Annotated in this window: 18 protein-coding genes and 1 riboswitch; of the genes, 12 read left to right on the top strand and 6 right to left on the bottom strand. The window is 38.6% G+C overall.

Annotation, left to right across the window (positions count from 1 at the left end; genetic code table 11):
• Positions 1–10: 10 nt before the first annotated feature.
• From ACI6PS_RS09415 to ACI6PS_RS09385, 7 genes are all read left to right on the top strand, one after another.
• Positions 11–322, top strand: a complete 312-nt coding sequence (locus tag ACI6PS_RS09415) for a DUF4286 family protein (protein WP_421012309.1) — start codon at positions 11–13, stop codon at positions 320–322.
• 75 nt (positions 323–397) lie between these two features.
• Complete coding sequence (gene rsmA / locus ACI6PS_RS09410; protein WP_421012308.1) at positions 398–1,177, top strand: 16S rRNA (adenine(1518)-N(6)/adenine(1519)-N(6))-dimethyltransferase RsmA; 780 nt, start codon at positions 398–400, stop codon at positions 1,175–1,177.
• A complete protein-coding gene (mgtE, locus tag ACI6PS_RS09405; RefSeq protein ID WP_421012307.1) occupies positions 1,167–2,519 on the top strand; it encodes a magnesium transporter in 1,353 nt (450 codons plus the stop codon). The genes rsmA and mgtE overlap by 11 nt, the downstream gene beginning before the upstream one ends.
• Positions 2,520–2,979: 460 nt before the next feature.
• Complete coding sequence (locus ACI6PS_RS09400; protein ID WP_421012306.1) at positions 2,980–3,318, top strand: hypothetical protein; 339 nt, start codon at positions 2,980–2,982, stop codon at positions 3,316–3,318.
• 163 nt (positions 3,319–3,481) lie between these two features.
• On the top strand, positions 3,482–8,983 hold the full coding sequence (locus ACI6PS_RS09395; protein ID WP_421012305.1) for an alpha-2-macroglobulin family protein: 5,502 nt from the start codon (positions 3,482–3,484) through the stop codon (positions 8,981–8,983).
• Between the two features lie 90 nt (positions 8,984–9,073).
• The gene (gene pbpC, locus ACI6PS_RS09390) at positions 9,074–11,449 is read left to right on the top strand and encodes a penicillin-binding protein 1C (RefSeq protein WP_421012304.1); all 2,376 of its coding nucleotides are present in this window, start codon (positions 9,074–9,076) and stop codon (positions 11,447–11,449) included.
• Positions 11,450–11,506: 57 nt separating this feature from the next.
• The gene (locus tag ACI6PS_RS09385) at positions 11,507–11,977 is read left to right on the top strand and encodes a hypothetical protein (RefSeq protein ID WP_421012303.1); all 471 of its coding nucleotides are present in this window, start codon (positions 11,507–11,509) and stop codon (positions 11,975–11,977) included.
• A 52-nt stretch (positions 11,978–12,029) separates the two neighbouring features.
• Here the strand turns inward: ACI6PS_RS09385 and ACI6PS_RS09380 are convergent, their stop codons facing one another.
• Positions 12,030–13,574 (bottom strand): Rne/Rng family ribonuclease, encoded by a 1,545-nt coding sequence (locus tag ACI6PS_RS09380; protein ID WP_421012302.1) that lies wholly within the window; start codon positions 13,572–13,574, stop codon positions 12,030–12,032.
• A gap of 414 nt (positions 13,575–13,988) precedes the next feature.
• Entirely contained in the window at positions 13,989–14,279 is a 291-nt protein-coding gene (locus tag ACI6PS_RS09375; protein ID WP_026703531.1) for an HU family DNA-binding protein, read from the bottom strand.
• A gap of 133 nt (positions 14,280–14,412) precedes the next feature.
• On the opposite strand from ACI6PS_RS09375, the gene mutY reads away from it, so the two are divergent.
• The 4 genes from mutY to gldD all read left to right on the top strand — a co-directional run bounded on the left by mutY (position 14,413) and on the right by gldD (position 17,978).
• Positions 14,413–15,462 (top strand): A/G-specific adenine glycosylase, encoded by a 1,050-nt coding sequence (gene mutY / locus ACI6PS_RS09370; RefSeq protein WP_421012301.1) that lies wholly within the window; start codon positions 14,413–14,415, stop codon positions 15,460–15,462.
• 186 nt (positions 15,463–15,648) lie between these two features.
• A complete protein-coding gene (locus ACI6PS_RS09365; RefSeq protein WP_421012300.1) occupies positions 15,649–16,080 on the top strand; it encodes a single-stranded DNA-binding protein in 432 nt (143 codons plus the stop codon).
• Between the two features lie 22 nt (positions 16,081–16,102).
• Positions 16,103–17,401: a gliding motility-associated protein GldE gene (locus tag ACI6PS_RS09360; RefSeq protein WP_421012299.1), complete on the top strand. Its 1,299-nt coding sequence runs from the start codon at positions 16,103–16,105 to the stop codon at positions 17,399–17,401.
• Between the two features lie 13 nt (positions 17,402–17,414).
• The gene (gene gldD / locus ACI6PS_RS09355) at positions 17,415–17,978 is read left to right on the top strand and encodes a gliding motility lipoprotein GldD (RefSeq protein ID WP_421012298.1); all 564 of its coding nucleotides are present in this window, start codon (positions 17,415–17,417) and stop codon (positions 17,976–17,978) included.
• A gap of 42 nt (positions 17,979–18,020) precedes the next feature.
• Here gldD and ACI6PS_RS09350 read toward each other — a convergent pair whose 3' ends face one another.
• Positions 18,021–18,410 carry an HIT family protein gene (locus ACI6PS_RS09350; RefSeq protein ID WP_421012297.1) on the bottom strand — a complete coding sequence of 130 codons (390 nt, stop codon included), beginning with the start codon at positions 18,408–18,410 and terminating at the stop codon, positions 18,021–18,023.
• A 78-nt stretch (positions 18,411–18,488) separates the two neighbouring features.
• Complete coding sequence (gene greA, locus ACI6PS_RS09345; RefSeq protein ID WP_421012296.1) at positions 18,489–18,965, bottom strand: transcription elongation factor GreA; 477 nt, start codon at positions 18,963–18,965, stop codon at positions 18,489–18,491.
• A gap of 162 nt (positions 18,966–19,127) precedes the next feature.
• Here greA and ACI6PS_RS09340 point away from each other — a divergent pair, with 162 nt between their 5' ends.
• A complete protein-coding gene (locus ACI6PS_RS09340) occupies positions 19,128–19,559 on the top strand; it encodes a hypothetical protein (protein ID WP_421012295.1) in 432 nt (143 codons plus the stop codon).
• Between the two features lie 52 nt (positions 19,560–19,611).
• Here ACI6PS_RS09340 and ACI6PS_RS09335 read toward each other — a convergent pair whose 3' ends face one another.
• Positions 19,612–21,822 (bottom strand): TonB-dependent receptor, encoded by a 2,211-nt coding sequence (locus ACI6PS_RS09335; protein ID WP_421012294.1) that lies wholly within the window; start codon positions 21,820–21,822, stop codon positions 19,612–19,614.
• A gap of 88 nt (positions 21,823–21,910) precedes the next feature.
• A riboswitch (TPP riboswitch) is annotated at positions 21,911–22,003 on the bottom strand.
• Positions 22,004–22,051: 48 nt separating this feature from the next.
• Positions 22,052–22,453 carry an alternative ribosome rescue aminoacyl-tRNA hydrolase ArfB gene (gene arfB, locus ACI6PS_RS09330; protein WP_421012293.1) on the bottom strand — a complete coding sequence of 134 codons (402 nt, stop codon included), beginning with the start codon at positions 22,451–22,453 and terminating at the stop codon, positions 22,052–22,054.

Below are 22,453 nucleotides of genomic sequence, written 5' to 3'. Positions count from 1 at the left end.
CTAAAATCAAATGATCATATACAACGTCACTATAAACATCCACGAAAGTGTTCACGACCAATGGCTGAACTGGATGCAACAAAAGCACATCAACGAAATGCTTGCCACAGGAAAATTCTCCTCTGCCAAAATCGTAAAGGTTTTGATTGAAGAAGAAATGGGCGGAACCACCTATTCCGTTCAATATACTACTGACAGCAAGGCAACACTCGAAAGGTACTACGAGGAAGATGCACCACGTTTGCGAGAAGAAGGGCAAAGGCTTTTTGGCGACAAAATGCTGGCTTTCCGAACAGAATTGGAACTTATTTCCGAACATTAATCAGAATCTATTTTAGATAAGCAATCTAAAATCTAAATTCTATCCCGAAGCGTCGGGACTAAAATATAATCTAAAATGGAAAAAGTAAAAGCCAAGAAGCATCTTGGGCAACACTTCCTTAAGGACGAAAGCATCGCAAAGGACATTGCCGATACCTTGAACCTTAAAGGCTATCAGGACGTACTCGAAATTGGGCCGGGGATGGGAGTGCTTACAAAATATTTGCTCGACAAGCCCATCAATACCTATGTAATTGAAATCGATACGGAATCGGTGGCGTATTTGGATGAAAATTATCCAAAGCTTCACGGAAAAATCATCTCCAAGGATTTCCTGAAATACAACATCAACGAAGTTTTCGACGGAAAGCAATTCGCCATCATAGGCAATTTTCCGTATAATATTTCAACGCAAATCGTGTTCCGAGCATTGGAACTGCGCAACCAGATTCCCGAATTTGCAGGCATGTTCCAGAAAGAAGTAGCCGAGAGAATCTGCGAAAAGAAAGGAACAAAGGCCTATGGAATTTTATCGGTTTTGGCGCAGGCCTTCTACGATGCCGAATACCTGTTTACCGTTAGCGAACATGTTTTCGATCCGCCACCGAAGGTGAAGTCGGGTGTTTTGCGTTTGCGAAGAAAAGAAAATTTCACCTTGCCTTGCAGTGAGAAATTGTTCTTCACGGTAGTAAAAACAGGCTTCCAGCAACGCAGAAAGACCTTACGTAACAGTTTAAAAACATTAAATTTATCTGATAATTTAAGAGAAGATAGTATCTTTGACCTCCGCCCGGAACAGCTTTCGGTAGAGGATTTCATTGAACTGACCAAAAAAATAGAAGCAGATGGAGTTTAAGATCAGTAAGGATTTTATAATAGAGGTTGAGCAACTCATTCAAAGCAAGAACGACAGGCAACTGGAGCTTTTGCTGAACGACTTGCACCACGCCGATATTGCAGAAATCCTTGATGAGCTTGACTTTGACGAGGCAACCTATATTTTTAAGATTCTCGACAGTGAGAAAACCGCCGAAATCCTTCTCGAGCTGGACGAAGATCTGCGTGAAAACATCCTGAGCAGGCTTTCGCCAAAAGAGATTGCCGAAGAGCTGGATGAGCTGGAAACGAATGACGCGGCCGATATCATCGCCGAACTTTCGCAAAGCAAGAAAGAGGAGGTTATTTCCGAACTTCAGGACGTGGAGCACGCGAAGGACATCGTGGAACTTTTGCGTTATGACGAAGATACCGCCGGGGGTATCATGCACAAGGAACTAGTTAAGGTCAATGAAAACTGGAACGTGCTCACTTGCGTAAAACAGATGCGCATCCAGGCCGAAAACATTTCCCGCGTACATTCCATCTATGTGGTGGACGACGAGGACCGTTTGAAAGGCCGACTTTCCCTAAAAGATTTATTGACCACTTCTACCAAAACGCCTATCAGTGACGTTTACATCACCAAATTAAACTTTGTAAAAGTAGACGACGAGGATGTTGAGGTGGCGCGGATCATGCAAAAATATGACTTGGAAGCCATTCCTGTGGTAGACGAGATGGGACGACTCGTAGGGCGCATCACTATTGACGACATCGTAGACGTAATCAAGGACGAAGCCGACAAGGATTACCAGTTGGCGGCAGGTATCTCACAGGACGTTGAGGCCGATGACAGCGTGATCGAACTTACAAAAGCGCGTTTACCATGGCTGGTTTTGGCGCTATTGGGAGGTTTTATCAGCGTAACATTGCTCGAAGGTTTCCAGGACGCCATGTCTGTTTACAGAGAATTATTTTTCTTCACTCCGCTCATTGCCGCTATGGCAGGAAACGTTGGTGTACAATCGTCGGCAATCATCGTGCAGGGTTTGGCGAATCAAACCATCACGGGTTCGCTTTGGAACCGACTTGTAAAAGAAGTCAGCCTGAGTTTATTAAACGGTTTCATCCTCGGAACCATCCTCTTGTTGGGTAGCCATTTGCTCCTTGGCGTAAGCTATGAAATCGGCTTGACCGTAACCATCTCCCTGATGTCGGTAATTATTATCGCCTCTTTGATCGGGACTTTTATTCCGTTGCTGCTCGACAAATTCGGCATCGACCCCGCACTTGCTACGGGTCCGTTTATAACGACGAGCAACGACATCTGCGGAATCTTGATTTACTTTTCTATTGCAAAATTGATTTTAGGGTTTTGAATACTACTGTTTTTATCGTAATTAAATAATTTATGTATATATTTATATAAATTATTGTGATATTGTATTGAAAATGTATAATAACTAGTATTGTATTTTGTTCCTGCAGTAATCGGCGTACATAAACTATAAAGGTTATTTGCTCCTGCTATACACGGCGTACATGAACTATAAAGTTTATTTGTTCCTGCAATACTCGGCATACATGAACTATGAAGTTTATTTGTTCCTGCAATACTCGTTGTACATGAACTATGAAGTTTATTTGTTCCTATAATAGTATCCGTATAAGAACGTATTAAAATTTAGCTTAAATTTATAATAATTGTATATGAACACTTTTGTATTGTGTTAAAACCAATTCGGGACAAATCAGTACTATACTAAAAAAGTTACTTTCTAATAAAAAGATGCTCATGATAGGAGCGTTTTCATTGTCAAACCTTAAAAGCAAGCAATTATGGCAGATGAAATACACGTAGGGAAATTGATTCAAAAATTTATCGATCGAAAAAACTTCAAAAGGACCGATGTAGCGCGCAAGATTGGTGTTCCTAATACCGCCATTTATGCGAATGAAAGACAGGAATCGTTGCAAACACGCAACCTGATCAGGATGTCGCATGCTTTGAAGTATAATTTTTTTATGGACATTGCAAATTTGCTTCCCAGAGAATATGAGAGCAGTACACAGCTCGTTGCAGATAAGGATTTGCTCATACAGCAGCAGGCCGAAGAACTCCAAAAACTTCGTTGGGAGAACAATTTGCTCAAGGAATTAATCACGGCAAAGAAGTAATTCTTCCGACTTAAAGGGAAGCTTTTTCCGACGCTTGTTGCTTCGGAAAAAACTTCCAAAATAATTATTCAAAATAGCGTATATTTAGTACAATATAAAACCAGCTTTAACAGTTATGCCACTAACGGCAGTGGCTGTTTTAACCTCTTAACTCTTTATAAAAATGAAAACAAAAGGATTCGTTTACGTGGTTTTTGCATTTTTATTGTTCCAAGCGTGTAGCAAGAAATCGGCTGCCGAATTTAATTCAGATTTTTCATTGTTTAAGGAGTTCATCACCAATTTTACCGGTGGTTTGGTTTCGACCAAATCGGACATCCGCGTGGTTTTGGCGTTTGACAAAAAAGACTGGAAAGCCAATGATGTTTTAGACAGCAACTTGTTTGATATTTCGCCAAGCGTAGACGGGAAAGTCGTGGCACTGTCAAGCAATACGCTGGCTTTTATACCCGAAAAAAAACTCGACCAGAATACCGAATACCAGGTGACCCTGCATCTTTCGAAACTGATTGATACCCCGAAAGAGCTCGACGATTTCAATTTTACGGTGAAAACCATCAAGCAGGATTTCCTGATTACTACGCAAGACATACAATCCTACAGCAAGGACTACCAATACCTGAACGCGACCTTGAAAACCGCCGATGATATGGATTTGGAAACGGCTACGAAGCTTGTAATGGCCGACCAAAAGGGCAAGAAACTCAAGATAAAGTTTGACAAGGCGATGAGCTCGCCGACGGAATTCAAGTTCAGGATCGATAGCATCCAGCGGTTTGTTGAGGATTCTACGATTGAAATCCTCTACGACGGCAGCGATGTGGGGATTGAGCAAAAAGGCAAGATTAATTATACGGTGGTGGGCAAGGACAACTTTAGCGTGGTGAATGTTGAGGTGGCAAATGGAAGCAACCAAACGTTATTGATTAACTTCTCCGATCCTTTGTTGAAAGGACAGAATTTCCAAGGCTTGGTATCAGTTGAAACGGCAGAGAACATTACCTACGCCATCCAAGGAAACATGTTGAAAGTATTTTTTGATGAACCGTTGAAGGGTAATTTGCTGCTGGAAATCTTCCAAGGAATTGAAAGCGAAGACGGCTATAAGATGAAGAAAAACTTCTCGACAAAAGTGCTCTTCGACCAGCTGAAACCGGACGTTCGGTTCATCAAGAACGGAACGATCATGCCGAGTTCGAACAATTTGAAGATTAATTTCGAAGCCGTAAACCTTAAGGCGGTCGACGTTAAAGTATATAAGATTTACAAGAACAACATCTTGCAATTCCTTCAGGACAACGACCTTAATGGCGTTCGAAACCTGAAAAGAGTGGCACAGCCGGTGGCCAAGAAAACCATCAACCTAAAATCCAACACACTAATAAATACCAACAAATGGAACACCTTTGCGATGGATTTGTCAAAAATCATTACGCCCGAACCGGGAGCGATTTACCGTGTGGAATTCTCCTTTAAGAAAGCCTACTCGCTCTACAAATGCGAAAGTTCAGAACCTAATGATGCTTCAGAAGAAGAGGAAGTGGATGAAAACGACGTGAACTACAGCGGCAGCTATGAAGATTATTACTACGACTATGACGATTACGAGTGGCGCGAAAGCCAAGACCCGTGCACGAATTCGTATTTCTACAACGCAAAGATTGGTACGAATATCTTGGCTTCGGATTTGGGTGTGATAGCCAAAAGAGGCGAGAACAAGTCGTATTTTATTGCCGTAAACAATATCGTGACGACCGAACCGGTTTCGGGAGCAACGGTTGACCTGTACAGTTTCCAACAACAGAAATTGGCTTCGGCCACGACCAATTCAGAAGGGATTGTAAATTTCCAATTGAAGGGATTCGCCTATTTTGCGATTGTAACACAAGGGAATAATGCCACTTACGTGAAATTGGACGATGGTACTTCGTTGTCGCAAAGTAATTTTGATGTGGCAGGCGAAGTGTTGCAAAAAGGGTTAAAAGGATACATTTATGGAGAGCGAGGCGTATGGCGTCCGGGCGATAATCTGTACCTTTCTTTTATCTTGAACGATCAGGCCAACAAACTGCCAAAGTCGCATCCAATCAAATTCCGCCTGACGGATCCGAACGGAAAAGTGAGCTATCAGACCGTTAAGAAAGCCAATGATTTGAACCATTATGCGTTTGGAGTGCCAACAAGTTCAGATGCCCCGACAGGTAGCTGGGAGGCGATGGTGAGTGTCGGCGGTGCGAAATTCTACAAGAGCATCAAGATTGAAACCATTAAACCAAACCGACTAAAAATCAAGAACAGTTTCAAGAATGCGGTGCTTTCTTCGGCCTATCCAAACACAAGCAACCTAGAAGTAACGTGGCTTCACGGAGCAATAGCGAAGAACCTGAAGGTGGAGATGCAGGCGAAATTCTCGCAACAGGCTACAACATTCAAGAACTATAAGAATTATGTTTTTGATGATGTGGTGCGAAAATTTAACACCGAGGAAATCAATATCTTCTCAGGAAAAGTGGACGAATACGGAAGGGCTTCGGTGGATATCAATCCAAGATTAAACGGACAGGCACCTGGAATGCTGAAGGCGGCCTTCATCACGAAAGTATATGAAGAAGGGGGCGATTTCAGTACGGATGTAATGGCTACGACCTATTCGCCTTACAATACTTATGTGGGAATAAAATCACCAGAGCCAAATAAATACGGAATGCTTGAAACGAGAAAGAACAATCGTTTCGAAGTAGTTACGGTAGATGAAAACGGCCGTCCGAAATCCGTTAGAAACCTTGAAGTGCGTGTTTATAAAGTAGAATGGCGCTGGTGGTGGGATGCTTCGTATGATAATCTTTCGAATTTCAGCTCTTCGAATGCTACGACTGCCTTCAAGAATTTCTATGTAAACACTGATGCTTCGGGTAAGGGAAGTTTCCAATTTGCCGTTACCGATGAAGAATGGGGACGATATTTAGTGCGTGTTCAAAACGGAGACGATGGTCACGCCACGGCTCAAACGGTTTTAATCGATTGGCCAATGTGGTCGGGTAAGACCAAGAATACGGATGCAACAACGGCTAATATGTTGGTTTTTTCTACCGATAAAAAGAACTATGCTGTTGGCGAAGTGGCGAAGCTTTCGTTTCCGTCGAGCCAAGGAGGCAGGGCTTTGATTTCGATTGAAAATGGTTCGAGAGTGGTGCAAACCGTTTGGACGCAAACCACAAAAGGTGAAACAAAAGTGGATATTCCAATTACGTCCGCCATGGCTCCAAATGTCTATTTCAATATTACGCTGTTGCAACCGCACGCCTCGACCAAGAACGATTCACCAATCAGGATGTACGGTATCATTCCGATAGAAGTGATTGACAAGAACACCATCTTGCAACCTCAGATTGCAATGCCGGATGTATTGAAACCGGAACAGAAATTCAACCTGAAAGTTTCAGAGAAATCTGGAAAAGCAATGACTTATACCATTGCCGTTGTAGACGAAGGTTTGCTAGATTTGACGCGTTTCAAAACACCGAATGCTTGGGACAGTTTCTATGTAAGAGAAGCTTTGGGCGTGAAAACTTGGGATGTTTATGACAATATTATAGGTGCTTATGGCGGAAAAATAAATCAGATTTTCAGTATCGGTGGAGATGAGGATTTGGGTGGAGGAAAAGCCAAGAAAGCCAATCGCTTCAAACCCGTTGTGGTGTACCTTGGGCCATTTGTTTTGCCAAAAGGACAAACGAAAACACATCAGATTCAACTGCCGAAATACATTGGTTCGGTTAGAACGATGGTGGTTGCGGGAGATGACAATACGAGTGCCTACGGAAGTGTGGAGAAAGCTACTCCTGTTCGTAGTCCGTTGATGGTATTGGCCTCGTTGCCGAGAAAAATATCTCCATCCGAAAAAGTGACCATCCCCGTTACGGTTTTTGCAATGGAAAATAAAGTGAAAAATGTAACGGTTCAAATCAAGACCAATAACGGATTGCGTGTTATTGGAGCGACAACCCAGACCGTGAATTTCACACAGCCTGATGAAAAGATGACGTATTTTAATTTGGCTGTAGGAAGCGCGACTGGAATCGGAAAAGTGCAAATCATCGCCACATCGGGAAGTGAGAAATCAACCTATGATGTTGAAATTGATTTGACGAATCCAAATCCGATGACCAATATGTTCAAGGATGTTATTGTAGAACCGAACAGTTCCAAAACGATTTCTTGGGAAACCTTTGGTATAAGCGGAAGCAACAAAGCCAAGCTTGAAGTTTCGTCAATGCCAACCATCGACATCAACAGAAGATTGCAGTACTTGATTTCCTATCCTCACGGATGTGTGGAGCAGACCACTTCGGCTGGTTTTCCGCAATTGTTCTTGAATGATGTGGCCGATTTGAGTGCCTCCCAACAGAACAGTATTCAGAAGAATGTAACGGCGGGAATCAATCGTTTGGGCAGTTTCCAGTTGGCAAATGGAGGATTGGCGTATTGGCCAGGAAATCAGAATGCAGACGACTGGGGAACTTCCTATGCAGGACATTTCTTGATGGAAGCGGAGAAAAAAGGCTATGTATTGCCTATCAACTTCAAATCAAAATGGATTTCGTATCAGAAAAAAGAAGCGAAAAACTGGCGATTCGTTCCGCAGTACGGAAATGATTTGGCGCAAGCCTACCGACTTTATACGTTGGCTTTGGCCGGTGCTCCTGATTTGGCCTCAATGAACAGATTGCGCGAAACCACTGGAATTTCCAATGAAAGCAAGCTTCGTTTGGCGTCGGCCTATGTTCTCGCAGGTCAGAAACAAGCTGGAATGACGTTATTGGCTAAAAGCAAAATTGATGAGGATAACAGCAATTATCAATACTATTATTATGGTTCAAGCGATAGAAATCGTGCAATGGCTTTGGAGACTTTGGTTCTATTGGGGCAAAAGCAAAAAGCATTTGCAATGGCGAATAAACTGGCCAAGCAAATGTCAGCCAATCAATGGATGAGTACCCAAACTACAGCCTATTGCTTGTATGCCATGTCGAAATTTGCATTAAGCAACGGAAGCAAGGGCATCGATGTGCAGTACAGCAATGGTGGAAAAAGTCAAGCCGTTAAAACATCAAAATCAATTGCCAATAGAGATTTGGTTGTAAAAACGGGTAGTAACGGCGTGACGATTAAAAACAATAAAGACAACACGATTTATGTGCGATTGCTGAACAGCGGAATACTTCCGGTGGGTGAGGAGCAAGTGGTTCAAAGTAATATGGACGCCAATATTGTTTTCAAAAACAGAAAGGGCGATGTCATCAATGTTGCAAGAATCAATCAAGGAACGGAGTTTATAGCGGAAGTAACCGTTAGAAATCAAAAGAACGAACGCGTAGAAAATGTGGCATTAACGCAAATTCTTCCTTCAGGTTTTGAAATCGTCAACACCCGATTCACAGATTACGGAGATGCGACCAACAATGTTGCCGATTATATTGATATTCGGGATGATAGAACCAACTTCTATTTCAGTCTAAAATCTAACGAAACCAAGACGTTCCGAGTGCTCTTGAATGCATCATATTTGGGAACGTATTATTTGCCAGGACTTCAATGCGAAGCGATGTACGACAATACCTTCTTGGCTCGAACAAAAGGATTTTGGGTTGAGGTGGTGAAATAATAATTTAAACACAAAGGCACAAAGAAATCACCAAGTCCACAGCGATGGAATTCGTGAGCTTTGTGCCTTCTTTGTGTCTTCGTGTTAAAGATGAAAACGAAAATAAAGACTTTCTTTCAAAGAATCCTTAACTGGATCAAACGCAACAAAATAAAATCCTCAATTGCTTTCCTGCTTTTGATTGGTTATTATTTTTGCTTGCCGAGGACTTTATTTGAAGAACCTTACTCCACGGTTATCGAAAGCAAGGAAGGTGAATTGTTAGGAGCCAAAATCGCTCGCGACGGCCAATGGCGTTTTCCTGCAAGTGACAGCGTTCCTGATAAATTTAAGAAATGCATCGTTTATTTTGAAGATCAATATTTCTACAATCATCCGGGTTTTAATCCCGTTGCAATGTTTAATGCTGTTCGTCAAAATCAAAAAGCGGGAAAAGTTGTTCGTGGAGGAAGTACATTGACGCAACAGGTAATCCGCCTTTCAAGAAAGGGAAAAAGCCGAACGTATTTTGAAAAAATAATTGAAATAGTACTTTCAACCCGATTGGAATTCCGTCATTCGAAAGATAAAATTTTAGAATTGTACGCCGGTCATGCTCCTTTTGGAGGAAATGTTGTGGGTTTAGAAATGGCTTCTTGGCGGTATTTTGGTGTACAATCGCATCAATTGTCATGGGCGGAAACGGCGACTTTGGCGGTTTTACCAAATGCTCCAAGTTTGATTTACCCGGGGAAGAATCAGGAGAAATTACGCTTAAAACGAGATGCACTTTTATTGAAATTGAAAAAGGAAGGTATCATCGATCAGCAAACTTATGAACTTTCAGTTGCCGAGCCATTGCCTCAAAAACCATTTGATTTACCACAGATTGCACCACATTTATTACAACGTATATCCAAAAATCAGGAAGGGCAAAAAGTCAAAACGACGGTTGATATTGCCTTGCAAAACCGTGTCAATCAGATAGCAAAATATTATTACAGCCAATACAAGCAAAACGAAGTACACAATCTTGCGATTTTGGTCATTGATGCTTCCAACCGAAATATTATGAGCTATGTGGGCAATGCTCCAACGGATGCCAATCATCAAAAAGATGTGGATATCATTGGCGCTCCAAGAAGTACGGGAAGTATTTTGAAACCATTGCTCTATGCTTCAATGCTGGATGAAGGTGCGCTTTTGCCCAACACTTTGATTGCTGATGTTCCAACCCAGATTTCGGGTTATACTCCTGAGAATTTCAACTTGACATTTGATGGTGCGGTTCCGGCTCATCGGGCTTTGTCGCGGTCTTTGAATATTCCGGCAGTCTTGATGTTGCAGGATTTTGGCGTGAATAAGTTTTATGAAGAATTACAGAAATTCAAACTGAAAGACATTTCACAACCCCCGAATCATTACGGCTTGTCGTTGATTTTAGGAGGAGCAGAAAGTAATTTATGGGACTTGTGCAGGACGTACGCGGGAATGTCTTCTACCGTCGATTATTTCAATAAAAATCAGGGAAAATACAGGAAGAATGAATTTGCGGAATTGAATTATCAATATGATTTTGAACCCGATTTCGGAAAGGAAAGCTTTCAGAAAACAATATTAGGAGCTGGAGCAATCTGGTTAACGTATAATGCAATGGAAGAAGTAAACCGACCAGAAGGCGATGAAGCCTGGAAGTTTTACGACAGTTCGCAAAAGATTGCGTGGAAAACAGGAACCAGTTTCGGAAATCGAGATGCTTGGGCGATTGGAACCAATTCGAGATATGTGGTCGGAGTTTGGGTTGGAAATGCTTCAGGCGAGGGAAGGCCAACCTTGACGGGTGTTTCGAGCGCCGCACCGATTCTATTTGATGTCTTTAATGTGTTGCCAAGAAAGAAATGGTTTGCAAAACCTTTGAACGATTTGGAAGAAGTGGAGGTTTGCAGTTTGAGCGGTCATTTGGCACAGGAAAATTGTCCAAAAATTAAGCAGATGGTTTCGCTGAAAGGAAAAACGACCTCTGTTTGTCCGTATCATAAAACGATCCATTTGGATAAAAACCAGCAATTTCGAGTAAACAGCAGTTGCGAAAACATCGAAAACATCGTAACTAAAACATGGTTTGTTTTGCCTCCGGTGATGGAATGGTATTATAAAAGTCAGCATATTGAGTACCAAACGTTGCCTCCTTTTCGGGAAGATTGTATGGCGACACAAACGGTTTCGATGGATTTTATCTATCCAAAGATGAACAGTAAAATCTATCTGACGAAGAATTTTGACAGCGAAATTCAGCCGGTAATTTTAAGAGTCGCGCATTCGCAAAAGGAAACGGAGTTGTATTGGTATGTGGACAATGTTTTTAAGGGTACAACGAAAACCTTCCACGAAATGGTCATCGAACCGAGTTCGGGAATTCATTACATCACAGTTGTGGATGCGTTTGGGAACGAAATTAGAAGAAAAATCGAAATTATTAGTGATTGATTTCTTTAGTTTAAAAATGTAGACTTTTATTTTTATATATTTAAAAAAAATGCAATAATGAGAATCAGAGTAATACTAATAATCATATTAAGTGTTTTAGTTTCAAATTGTACTTCAAAATATTTTACTCCTTTAAAAATTAATGAATATAGATTAAACACCGAAATAAAAGAAAATGAATTGATTAAGATGACTAAAGTAGATAGAGTTTATAAAGAAGATCCTTATATTCATTATACTTATAAAGACAGTCTGCAATTAAAAAATAAGAAATACGCTATAAGATATAATTTAAGTTTATATAAAGGAAGGTTAAAATCTTATTTCTTCGCTATTGAAGGTAATCCGGAATTGTATTATGAAATAGTGAAAGAAGTTTCAAAAGGAAAAGTGTTTGAAATTGATAGTAATAAAATAAAATACCGATATTTTTTGAAAGCAGGTAAGGAAGATATTTATTTACATTATAGACCTAATTTAGTGCCAGTAATAGGAGATATAATTGGAGGGAAAGAACTACCGAAATAATAACTTAAGCAAATAAAAAAAACCGCCAATCTAACGAAAAGCGGTTTCTTATTTATTCTTTTATTTCATTTCCATCTCTGTCGAAGAAATGGTATTCCAAGAACGTATACGCATTACGCGGTATGATTTTAATCCATTTTTTGTGTTCAAAAAACCATTTTGAACGCATGGATGGAAATCCTTGGGATAGATATGCTGCCACAAATGGATGTACATTAAGCACAACTTTTTTATGGGTTTTCAATACTCTTTCAAGGTCTGACGCAATTTTGTCGATGATCAGGATTGGAGCTTCGATTTCCCCATTTTCGTTGTTGGGATCTTCTTCTCTGGTCTTGATGTTGACTTCTGGTCGGACTCTTTGCCTAGTTATCTGGACTAATCCAAATTTACTTGGAGGCAAAATCTTGTGTTTGGCTTTATCGTCGCTCATTTCTTCACGAAGAAATTCAAACAATACTTTGCGATTTTCTGGATCTGACATATCGATAAAATCGACTACGATGATTCCGCCCATATCGCGAAGGCGAAGCTGGCGTGCCACTTCGGCGGCTGCAATCATATTGACTTCAAGCGCTGTGTCTTCCTGATTGGTTGCTTTATTGGAACGGTTTCCGCTGTTTACGTCGATGACGTGTAGAGCTTCAGTGTGTTCAATTATCAAATAAGCACCTTTGCTCATTGAGACGGTTTTTCCAAATGAAGTTTTGATCTGTTTCTCTATGTTATATTTTTCGAAAATCGGCGTATCCTTTGATTGATAATGCCTCACTATTGATTGTTTTGAAGGTGCAATTTCATGCAGGTAATCCTTCGTTTGATAAAACAACTCTTCATCATCTATGTGAATGCCACTGAAAGTGTCATTGAATACATCTCTAAGGATAGAAGAAGCTCGGTTGAGTTCTCCCAACACTTTGGATGGATGATGAGCAGTTGGTAATTTTTTACACATTCCCGACCATCTGTCGATCAATGTTGCTAAGTCTTTTTCTAATTCTGCGACTTTTTTGCCTTCGGCTACTGTACGAACAATAACGCCGAATCCTTTAGGCTTGATGGATTGTACTAATCGTTTAAGACGCTCTTTTTCTTCTTTGGATTCGATTTTTTGTGATATCGAAACTCTGTCAGAAAAAGGAACGAGAACAATAAACCTACCTGCAAGAGACAGCTCTGAACTGATTCTTGGACCTTTGGTAGATATAGGTTCTTTTACGACTTGTACTAAAATTGATTGATTGGCACTGAGAACATCAGTTACAACGCCATTTTTATCAATCTCTTTCTCAAACTGAAAGTTCTTTAAGGAGAAATCTTTTATTTTACCTGTGCTAACAAGTTTGATGAATTTCAATTGGGAAGCCAAATTGGGTCCTAAATCGTGATAATGCAAGAAGGCATCTTTTTCGAAGCCAACGTTTACAAAAGCGGCATTTAGCCCGGCAACTGGTTTTCTGATTTTGGCAATAAAAATATCACCAACCTGAAAGTTGCTTTTTTCTTCTTCCTTGTGTAATTCAATTAGTTTTCCATCTTTTAATAAGGCAAAATCTACGGCTTCTGAACTAGATCTGATGATTAATTCTTTATTCACACTGTAAATTTTTATCCGTACGGAATAGGTGTAAGGTAAAAGGTGTAAGGTATAGGGTTCTATACAAATGGATGACCAATGCTCAAACCTAAAACCTAAAACCCAAAACCCTGAACCTTTGAGTAGGGATGGATTAAACAATAATTAAACAGGTTTTTGTACCCGGATGGAAGTCAGTTTCTGGTGTAGTGTTTAGTTTGCAGATGAAAACTGCAATCTAAAAAACTGAATCTAAAATCTGAAATCCAAAATGTCAATGAACGTTAAAAAGAAAAAAGTAGTTTAGAACTACTTTTTCTTCTTGTGACGGTTAGCTCTCGCTCTTTTCTTACGTTTGTGCGTTGCTACCTTATGTCTCTTTCTTTTTTTACCACTTGGCATAATCTGTCGATTTTTGGTGATTAATAATTAGTTTTATTTTGCTTCGTTATTTGTTTTTACTCCTTCTACAAACACTTTTGCAGGTTTGAAAGCAGGAATATTGTGTGCAGGAATTTTAATTGTAGTGTTTTTAGAGATATTTCTACCTGTTTTTTCAGCTCTAGTTTTGATGATAAAGCTTCCGAAACCTCTCAAGTAAACATTATCTCCAGTTTCCAATGAAGTTTTTACTTCTTCCATAAAAGTTTCAACAGTTGCCTGAACATCTCCTTTTTCAAGACCTAATTTTTCTGAAATTTTCGCTACGATATCTGCTTTCGTCATTTTCTTTCGAATTTATATTGATGTACTAATTTTTTTGAGGTTGCAAATATATGAATTTAAAAAACAATATATCAAGCTAATTCACTAAAATTTAATTACATAAACTTTTACTTTTGTTAACTCAAAATTACCCATGGATTTTTCTAACTCATTAATAAGCTGGTATTTGCAAAACAAGCGCGATTTGCCTTGGCGAAATACCATCGACCCATATCATATTTGGCTCTCCGAAATCATGCTCCAACAAACGCGAGTAGTCCAAGGAATGCCCTATTTTTTTGCTTTTACAGAAGCTTTTCCAACCGTTTTTGATTTGGCGAAAGCCTCCGAGCAAGAAGTCTTAAAACTCTGGCAAGGCCTTGGTTATTATTCCCGTGCAAGAAATTTACATAAAACGGCTCAGTATGTGGCGTTTGAATTGGATGGGAAATTCCCCGATAATTATAAAGCTTTACTTTCCTTAAAAGGAGTAGGGGATTATACCGCTGCGGCAATTGCTTCTTTCTCCTATAATGAAGCTGTTCCGGTTGTGGATGGAAATGTTTTTCGGGTATTGTCGCGCGTTTTTGATATCGATGCGGATATTTCGCAACCGGCGACTAAAAAAATATTCCAAGAATTAGCTTTTGAGTTGATGCCAAAAGACGATCCAGCGATTTTCAATCAGGCGATTATGGAATTTGGTGCCTTGCAATGTGTTCCAAAGAATCCCGATTGCAATATTTGTGTAATGAACGAAGGATGCTTGGCTTTGAAACTCAATAAAGTGAACGAACTTCCTGTGAAGTTGAAGAAAACAAAAGTGACCAATCGGTTTTTTAATTACTTGGTTTTTGAGGATAGTGAAGGAAGAACCTTACTTCGGCAAAGAACCGAGAAAGGAATTTGGCATAACTTATATGAGTTTCCTCTAATTGAAACGGATAGAGAACTTAATTTTGATGAAATTTCGGCAGAAATAGCAAAAAGCAGTTTTACCAATAATCCAATACTTTCGATAATTGAATGGAACGAAAAACCTCAGATGCACAAACTTTCGCATCAAAACTTGAATATCAAGTTCTGGAAAGTCGAAGTTGATGATAGAATTGATGGAGCAATCGATCATTTATCTTTGATAATATTACCATTTCCAATTGTAATTCATAACTTTATTGAAAAGAATTTGAAAACGAACCAATGATGTTAAAGAAATTATAAAAGAGAACGGTTTTTATCATCATTTTTAGTAACTGGAAAATACTTTATTCTTAATATTTTAAATTTATTTTATGTAAATAATTAAATAACAACGTTTTGTAATAATTTAAGTTTAAAAGTTTATTTTAAAATAATTACTATATTTGAAATTATAAAAATACCCCTTAATATGAACGGAACCATAAATAAAGTAACACTAATAGGTCATCTAGGCGACGAAGTAAAAATGCATTACTTCGAGGGAGGAAATTGCATCGGAAGATTCCCGTTGGCAACGAATGAGACCTATATCAATAAAAGCACAGGAGAAAAAATCAATTCTACAGAGTGGCATAATCTTGTTGTGAGAAACAAGGCCGCCGAGATTTGTGAAAAATACCTTTCCAAAGGAGATAAGATTTATGTTGAAGGACGAATCAAGTCCCGTCAATGGCAGACAGAGGATGGAGTGCAAAAATATACTACCGAAATCCAAGTAACGGAATTTACGTTCCTGAACTTGAAAAAAGATTCCGAAGGTGTAAAATCAAGCCCAATCCCAACGCCAAAGAATACGCCTTATGACGACAGCATGATGCCAGATAACGACATGCCGTTCTAATTGTTTAACTAATTTTTTTAATTTGGACTCCGAGCCTCCCAGTTTAGATTTTTTTCAGACTTCAGATGCTAATTTAATTTTTGGTTTCATTGCAATACTATTGCTCTTGCTTTTGGCAGCCATAGTTTCAGGAGCAGAAGTGGCTTTCTTTTCGCTGACCCAAAAAGATTTAGACAATGCTTCAGCTCAGAACCCAAGGAAAATCCAAATTATCACCCAATTACTAGATAAGCCTAAAAAGTTATTGGCAACATTGCTTGTTGCCAATAACTTTTTAATTATCAGCATAGTCGTACTTTTTTCATTCCTCGCCCGAAATATTTTTGATTTTATCAGTAATCCTACGCTAAATTTTATTGCCGAAATCATTTTCATTACCATCATGATTTTGTTTTTTGGAGAAGTGTTGCCAAAAGTATATGCCAGCAGAAACAATATAAAATTTGCCCTCACTTTTGCTCATCCTATTTTACTTCTGGATAAATTGCTTTCGCCTGTAAGCTTGCCAATGCGTTCACTGACCTTGTATCTTCAAAAAAAAATAGGCAAACAAAAATCCAATATTTCGGTAGATCAATTGTCACAGGCTTTAGAATTGACTTCTTCTGACGAAACTTCCTCAGACGAGCAGAAAATTCTGGAAGGAATCATTTCTTTCGGAAATACCGATACAAAGCAGGTTATGAGCCCGAGGATTGATATTTTTGCTTTGGAAATTGATGAAAACTTTGAGGAAATTTTTCCAAAGATTGTGGAAAAGGGTTTTTCTAGAATTCCGATCTATCGGGACAATATCGACCATATCGAAGGCGTTCTGTTTGTCAAAGATTTGATTCCGCACATCGATAAGAAAGAATTTGACTGGAACACCTTAATAAGAGCGCCATTCTTTGTGCCCGAAAATAAAAAGCTAGATAATCTTTTAAAAGACTTTCAGGGAATGAAAAGTCATCTTGCTGTTGTGGTCGATGAATATGGTGGAACATCAGGATTGGTTTCTCTAGAAGATGTTATCGAAGAAATTGTAGGAGATATAAGCGACGAATTCGACGATGAGAATATTAATTTCTCCCAAATCGACGAAAAGAATTTTCTCTTCGAAGGAAAAATATATTTAAAAGATTTCTATAGGATTGTTTCAGTAAACGAAGACGTTTTTGAAGATAAAAAAGGCGAAGCGGAAACCCTGGCCGGATTAATTTTAGAAATTTTAGGTAATTTTCCGAAGAAAGGACAAAAGGTTAATTTTGAGGATTGTATTTTTACCATCGAAACGGTAGATAAAAAAAGAATAAAACAGGTTAAGGTCACGCTTAACTAAAAATTAAAACAGAATGCTAAAAAAAATCATATCGGGAGCTTTGTTTGCAACGGTTTTTCTTTGTGTGGTAAGTTGCAAGGATGATGTATTGCCCAAACCAGCCAGCCAGTTGCGATTGGATTATCCGGAAGCTGAATATGCGCATTACGAAACCGATTGTCCGTTTACGTTTGACGTAAATACTGAAGGAAGCGTAAAGCAAAACGACGGTTGCAACTTGTCCATCAATTATCCGAAGATGAAGGCAACCATTTATCTTACTTATAAACCCGTTAGGAACAACATAGACAGCCTTTTGGCAGATGCACAAAAACTGACCTATAAACACGTTGTAAAGGCCGATGATATTACCGAAATGCCTTTCTTGAATGCAAAGAATAAAGTTTTTGGTATGCTTTATCAAGTAAACGGAAACGCGGCGACCAACACACGATTCTATGTTACCGATAGTACAAGGCATTTCATAGATTGCTCCGTATATTTTTATGCTAAGCCGAATTTCGATTCGATTATGCCGGCTACGAGCTATGTACGAAATGATTTGCAGAACTTGATGGAAAGTTTAAGATGGAAGTAAAGCCAAAAAAAAAGGGAACTCATTTGAGTTCCCTTTTTTGTATTAAAGATTATTTTTAATCGCTAAGGCCAATGCTTCAAATTCTTCTTTTTCTAATTTGACTTTGTTTACGAATCGCATTTCATCCATTTCATTCAACGGAATTAAGTGAACGTGTGCGTGTGGCACTTCAAGCCCTACAACCGCCATACCAACTCTTTTGCACGGAACGGTTTTCTCCAAAGCGATTGCTACTTTTCTAGAAAACTTCATCAATTCTACATACAAATCCTCCTCGATATCAAAAATCTTATTGATTTCTTGTTTCGGAATACAAAGTGTATGACCTTTTGCATTTGGATTTACATCCAGAAAAGCCAGGAAATTTTCGTCTTCGGTTATTTTATAAGCTGGAATTTCTCCGTTGATTATTTTCGTGAAAATAGAAGCCATTTTTTTATTGATTCGTTGATTTGTTTATTTATTTCATCGAAATCGATTAACCAAATTACCGATTAACCAATTAAAGCTTTAGTCTCTAGATATTTCTAAGATTTCGAATTTCAAAACACCATTTGGAACCGTAATTTCGGCAATTTCACCAACGGATTTCCCAAGCAAACCTTTCCCAATGGGAGAAGTCACTGATATTTTTCCGGTTTTTAAATCGGCTTCACTTTCAGCTACCAATGTATATTTCATTTCCATTCCATTGGTTTGGTTTTTGATTTTTACATTCGATAAAACCAAAACTTTGGACACATCCAATTGTGATTCATCAATAAGTCTGGCATTAGAATATACTTCTTCCATCTTGCTGATTTTCATCTCCAAAAGTCCTTGCGCTTCCTTTGCAGCATCGTATTCTGCATTTTCCGACAAATCTCCTTTATCTCTTGCTTCCGCAATTGCTTGTGACGCTCTTGGACGTTCGACACTCTTAAGTTGTTCCAGCTCGTCCTTCAATTTTTTTAATCCTTCTGCAGTATAATACGATACGTTACTCATAATTTCCTCATTTATATAAATAGAAAAAATCCCATCAGGACGGGATTTCTTTCCACAAAGATAGTATATTTTGTTTTTAGTCTATAATTATATGTTAATCATATACAATCCAAAGTTAAATAATTTAAATTTGTTTGTCCTATTATTATGAAAAATTTTCTAATGAAAAAATTACTGCTTGCTATTACCGTAATCATACTTTCTTTGAGCTGTTCTAGCGACAGTGTTAGAAATAGAAATCCTAATATTCCAAATTATAATTTTTCCATTACAATCAATGCTAACTTGCCGACTTATAGCGCTTTAAAATCGGCTATGAATCCTATGAAAATTCCAAGTTTTGGTCAAAATCCTGTCTTGATCGTAATGAAAATTTCGGATACAGATTACAGAGCTTGGGATGCAAATTGTCCAGATCAAAGGCCTACTACTTGTCCCGTTATGGAATTAAATGGTATCGTTGCAAAATGTCCTTGTGACGATATTGAATATAGTTTGTTTACAGGCGTGAGTATGGACGGAAGTGGAGAATATACGATGAAACCATATCGCGTTGAAATTATGGGAACTGATTTGATACGAATTTCAAATTAAAAATCCTGACAACAAAAGCCGTCAGGATTTTCAAAAAAACTAAGTCAAATTATTAAAATTTCAAAGTCAATCCGGCTAGGAAATTGATTCCAGCTTGAGGATAATAACCGGCACCTTCCATTGTGGTTACTTGGCTTGGATCGGTCCAATTATCATCGAAAGTGTAGAAATAACCATTACTTTCGTATTCATAATCAAAAATATTATTCACAAGGGCCGAGATAATAATTGATTTGAAAATGCTTTTTGTTTGAATTTCATACGAAAAGCTTAAATCACTTACGGCATAAGCGTCTAATTTTGAAGCTTTAGAATCTATATTTCCCATGTATTGCTCGCCAACATATTTGTTAAGAAATGTTATCTGCATATTTTTTATTGGTAAGAATGTAAGTGCATTTCCAAAGATTACACTTGGCGAAAAAGCAATATTGGTATCGCCAAGATTTTGCAAAACACCATCTCTTTGAAATACGAAATCTTTGTTTTTATTGCTACTCAACGTCATATTCGGACGGAGGATGAATTTTTCTGTAAGATACAAAGCTGCATCAATTTCTAAACCTAATCTGTAACTGTCGCCACTGTTTTCGCGAACTGGAGCTCCAACATCGTTCAATTCACCCGTTAAGACCAATTGATCTTTGTATTGCATGAAATATCCATTGATATTCAGCTTTGCCTTTGGCGTACTGTATCTCCATCCCAGCTCAAAATCATTCATTTTTTCTGGTTTTGGATTTCCAGACTCGTAATCATTTCTGTTTGGTTCGCGATTCGCTCTTGCATACGAGAAATAAATATTATTGTTGTCGTTAACCGTGTAGGTCAAACCCGCTTTTGGATTGAAGAAATCAAAACTGTCGTCCACCAATCCAGTATCATTCCCATTTGCAGAAAAATTTACATTCCTGTATTGCAAATCACCGAAAAGGCTGAATTTTTCAGTCAATTTGTAATTTATTTTTGCAAAAATATTGAAGTCCGTCTTCGTTGAAAAATCATCGTAGTATTTGAAATTATATTCGGGCAAAATGATGCTTCTTGTCCAAAGTACATTACCAAAATGCTTTCCTTCGTATTTATTGTAACCTCCACCTAAAATAAAATCAACCTTTTCATTTTTATAATTGGTTGAAAAAGTGGTTCCATAAAAATCATTATCGAGCCATTTACGTCTTATTAAGTCTGAATTATCAATCAAAATACCATCAATTGTTTGGGGTTCCAAACCATAATCTGCGACATCTTCTCCAGATTTGTAGTTTTCAAAATATCCTTTTCCGATGGTATAATGAAAAGCCAAATTTGTGCTCCAGTTAGAATTCCATTTCTGGTTCCAATGCAATTGATAATGATCCTGGTCGTAATTATCAACTTCATTGTCATAGAAACGGGTTACACCATTGTCATCCACATACTCTCCAGCAGTATTGTAGGTTCTGTCGTTTTTGAGCTTTTTAGGATCTTCCAAACCATTCCAGGCCTGATAAGTTGTTTGCTTTCCTCCAAAAACCAAAGCCTTGATCAAAGTATTTTCGCTTGAATATGTTCCCTGTAAAAAGTAAGATCTCAAATTTGACGATGCTCTGTCGATAAAACCATCCGATTGAATATTTGAAACACGACCCGCCACTTCAAAATGATCGTTCATCAATCCAGTTCCGAATTTTACGGTATGTTTTCTGGAATTAAAACTTCCGAAAGAATTTGAAATTTCTGCAGAAGCTTCCTTGGAAGTTGCATCCGTCAAGAGATTAAGGCTTGCGCCGAATGCTCCCGAACCGTTTGTAGAAGTTCCGACACCACGTTGCAATTGAATATTCTCTACCGAAGAAGCAAAATCGGGCATGTTGACCCAAAAAGTTCCCTGACTTTCGGCATCGTTGTATGGAATTCCGTTTACCGTAACATTCACACGGCTTGCATCGCTACCACGAACACGGATTCCAGAATATCCAAAACCATTTCCTGCATCTGTAGTCGTTACAACAGATGGAAGGAAATTCAACAAGATTGGAATATCCTGACCAAGATTTCTCTTTTGAAGTTCTTCTTTGGAAATGTTGCTGAACGTTACCGGAGTTTGCGTCGTGACTCTCACAGCCGAAACCAAGACTTCGTCGAGCTGGTTGACTTTTGTGGAGTCTTTTTGTGTTTCCTGAGAAAAAGCACAGAACGAAGTTAGAAGAAGCGAAGAAAAAAGAAAGTTCTTTCGCTTGTTTGAACCCTGAAGGTTCGGTAATTTGAATAAAGTTTTCATTCGTAAAAATTTACGAATAAAAGGGGTAATTATTCTGTTGTTAAAATTAAATTGATTGTTCTACGGCATTTTCTTAGTGTGCACTCCAAGAATTTTGTCGTTTTTTCCCTTGGCAGCATTACCCGCCCAGGTTCTTTGGGTATAATCTCAGCTCGTTATTTGAGCACCCCTTTGAGACAGCGCAAAACTACTTATAAATTGTGGATTATGAATTAGGATTTAAAAAAAATTAAAAATCTGGTTTACGCCTGTTTTGCTTGATTTCAGAATTGTTTTTTTTGTCCTTTAATCTTTTCCTAATAACCGATTTAGGGATTTTTGTTGCTTTTCTTATTTTCGGAACAACAAGTCCTTGCGAAATGATTTGCAGGAATCTTTTAGTGACGATTTCCTTGTTTTTTAGCTGACTTCGGTCTTCATCACAGTTTAAAATAAGAATATTTTCGCTTGTCAATCGGGAGGCTAATTTGCTTTCGAGCTGTAGTTTTTCTTCTTCAGAAAGTCCTTCGGAAGACATCAAATCAAATGATAAAATGACTTTTGAAGAAACCTTGTTCACGTTTTGTCCTCCAGCACCACTGCTTCGAACGGCCTTGAACTTTAATTCTGATATAATTTTTTCCTTGTCCAA

This window comes from Flavobacterium sp. PLA-1-15, assembly GCF_049060005.1.
Taxonomy (GTDB): Bacteria; Bacteroidota; Bacteroidia; order Flavobacteriales; family Flavobacteriaceae; genus Flavobacterium.
The sequence above is the reverse complement of the archived record's forward strand: the minus strand, read 5'-3'. Positions and strand labels throughout refer to the sequence as shown.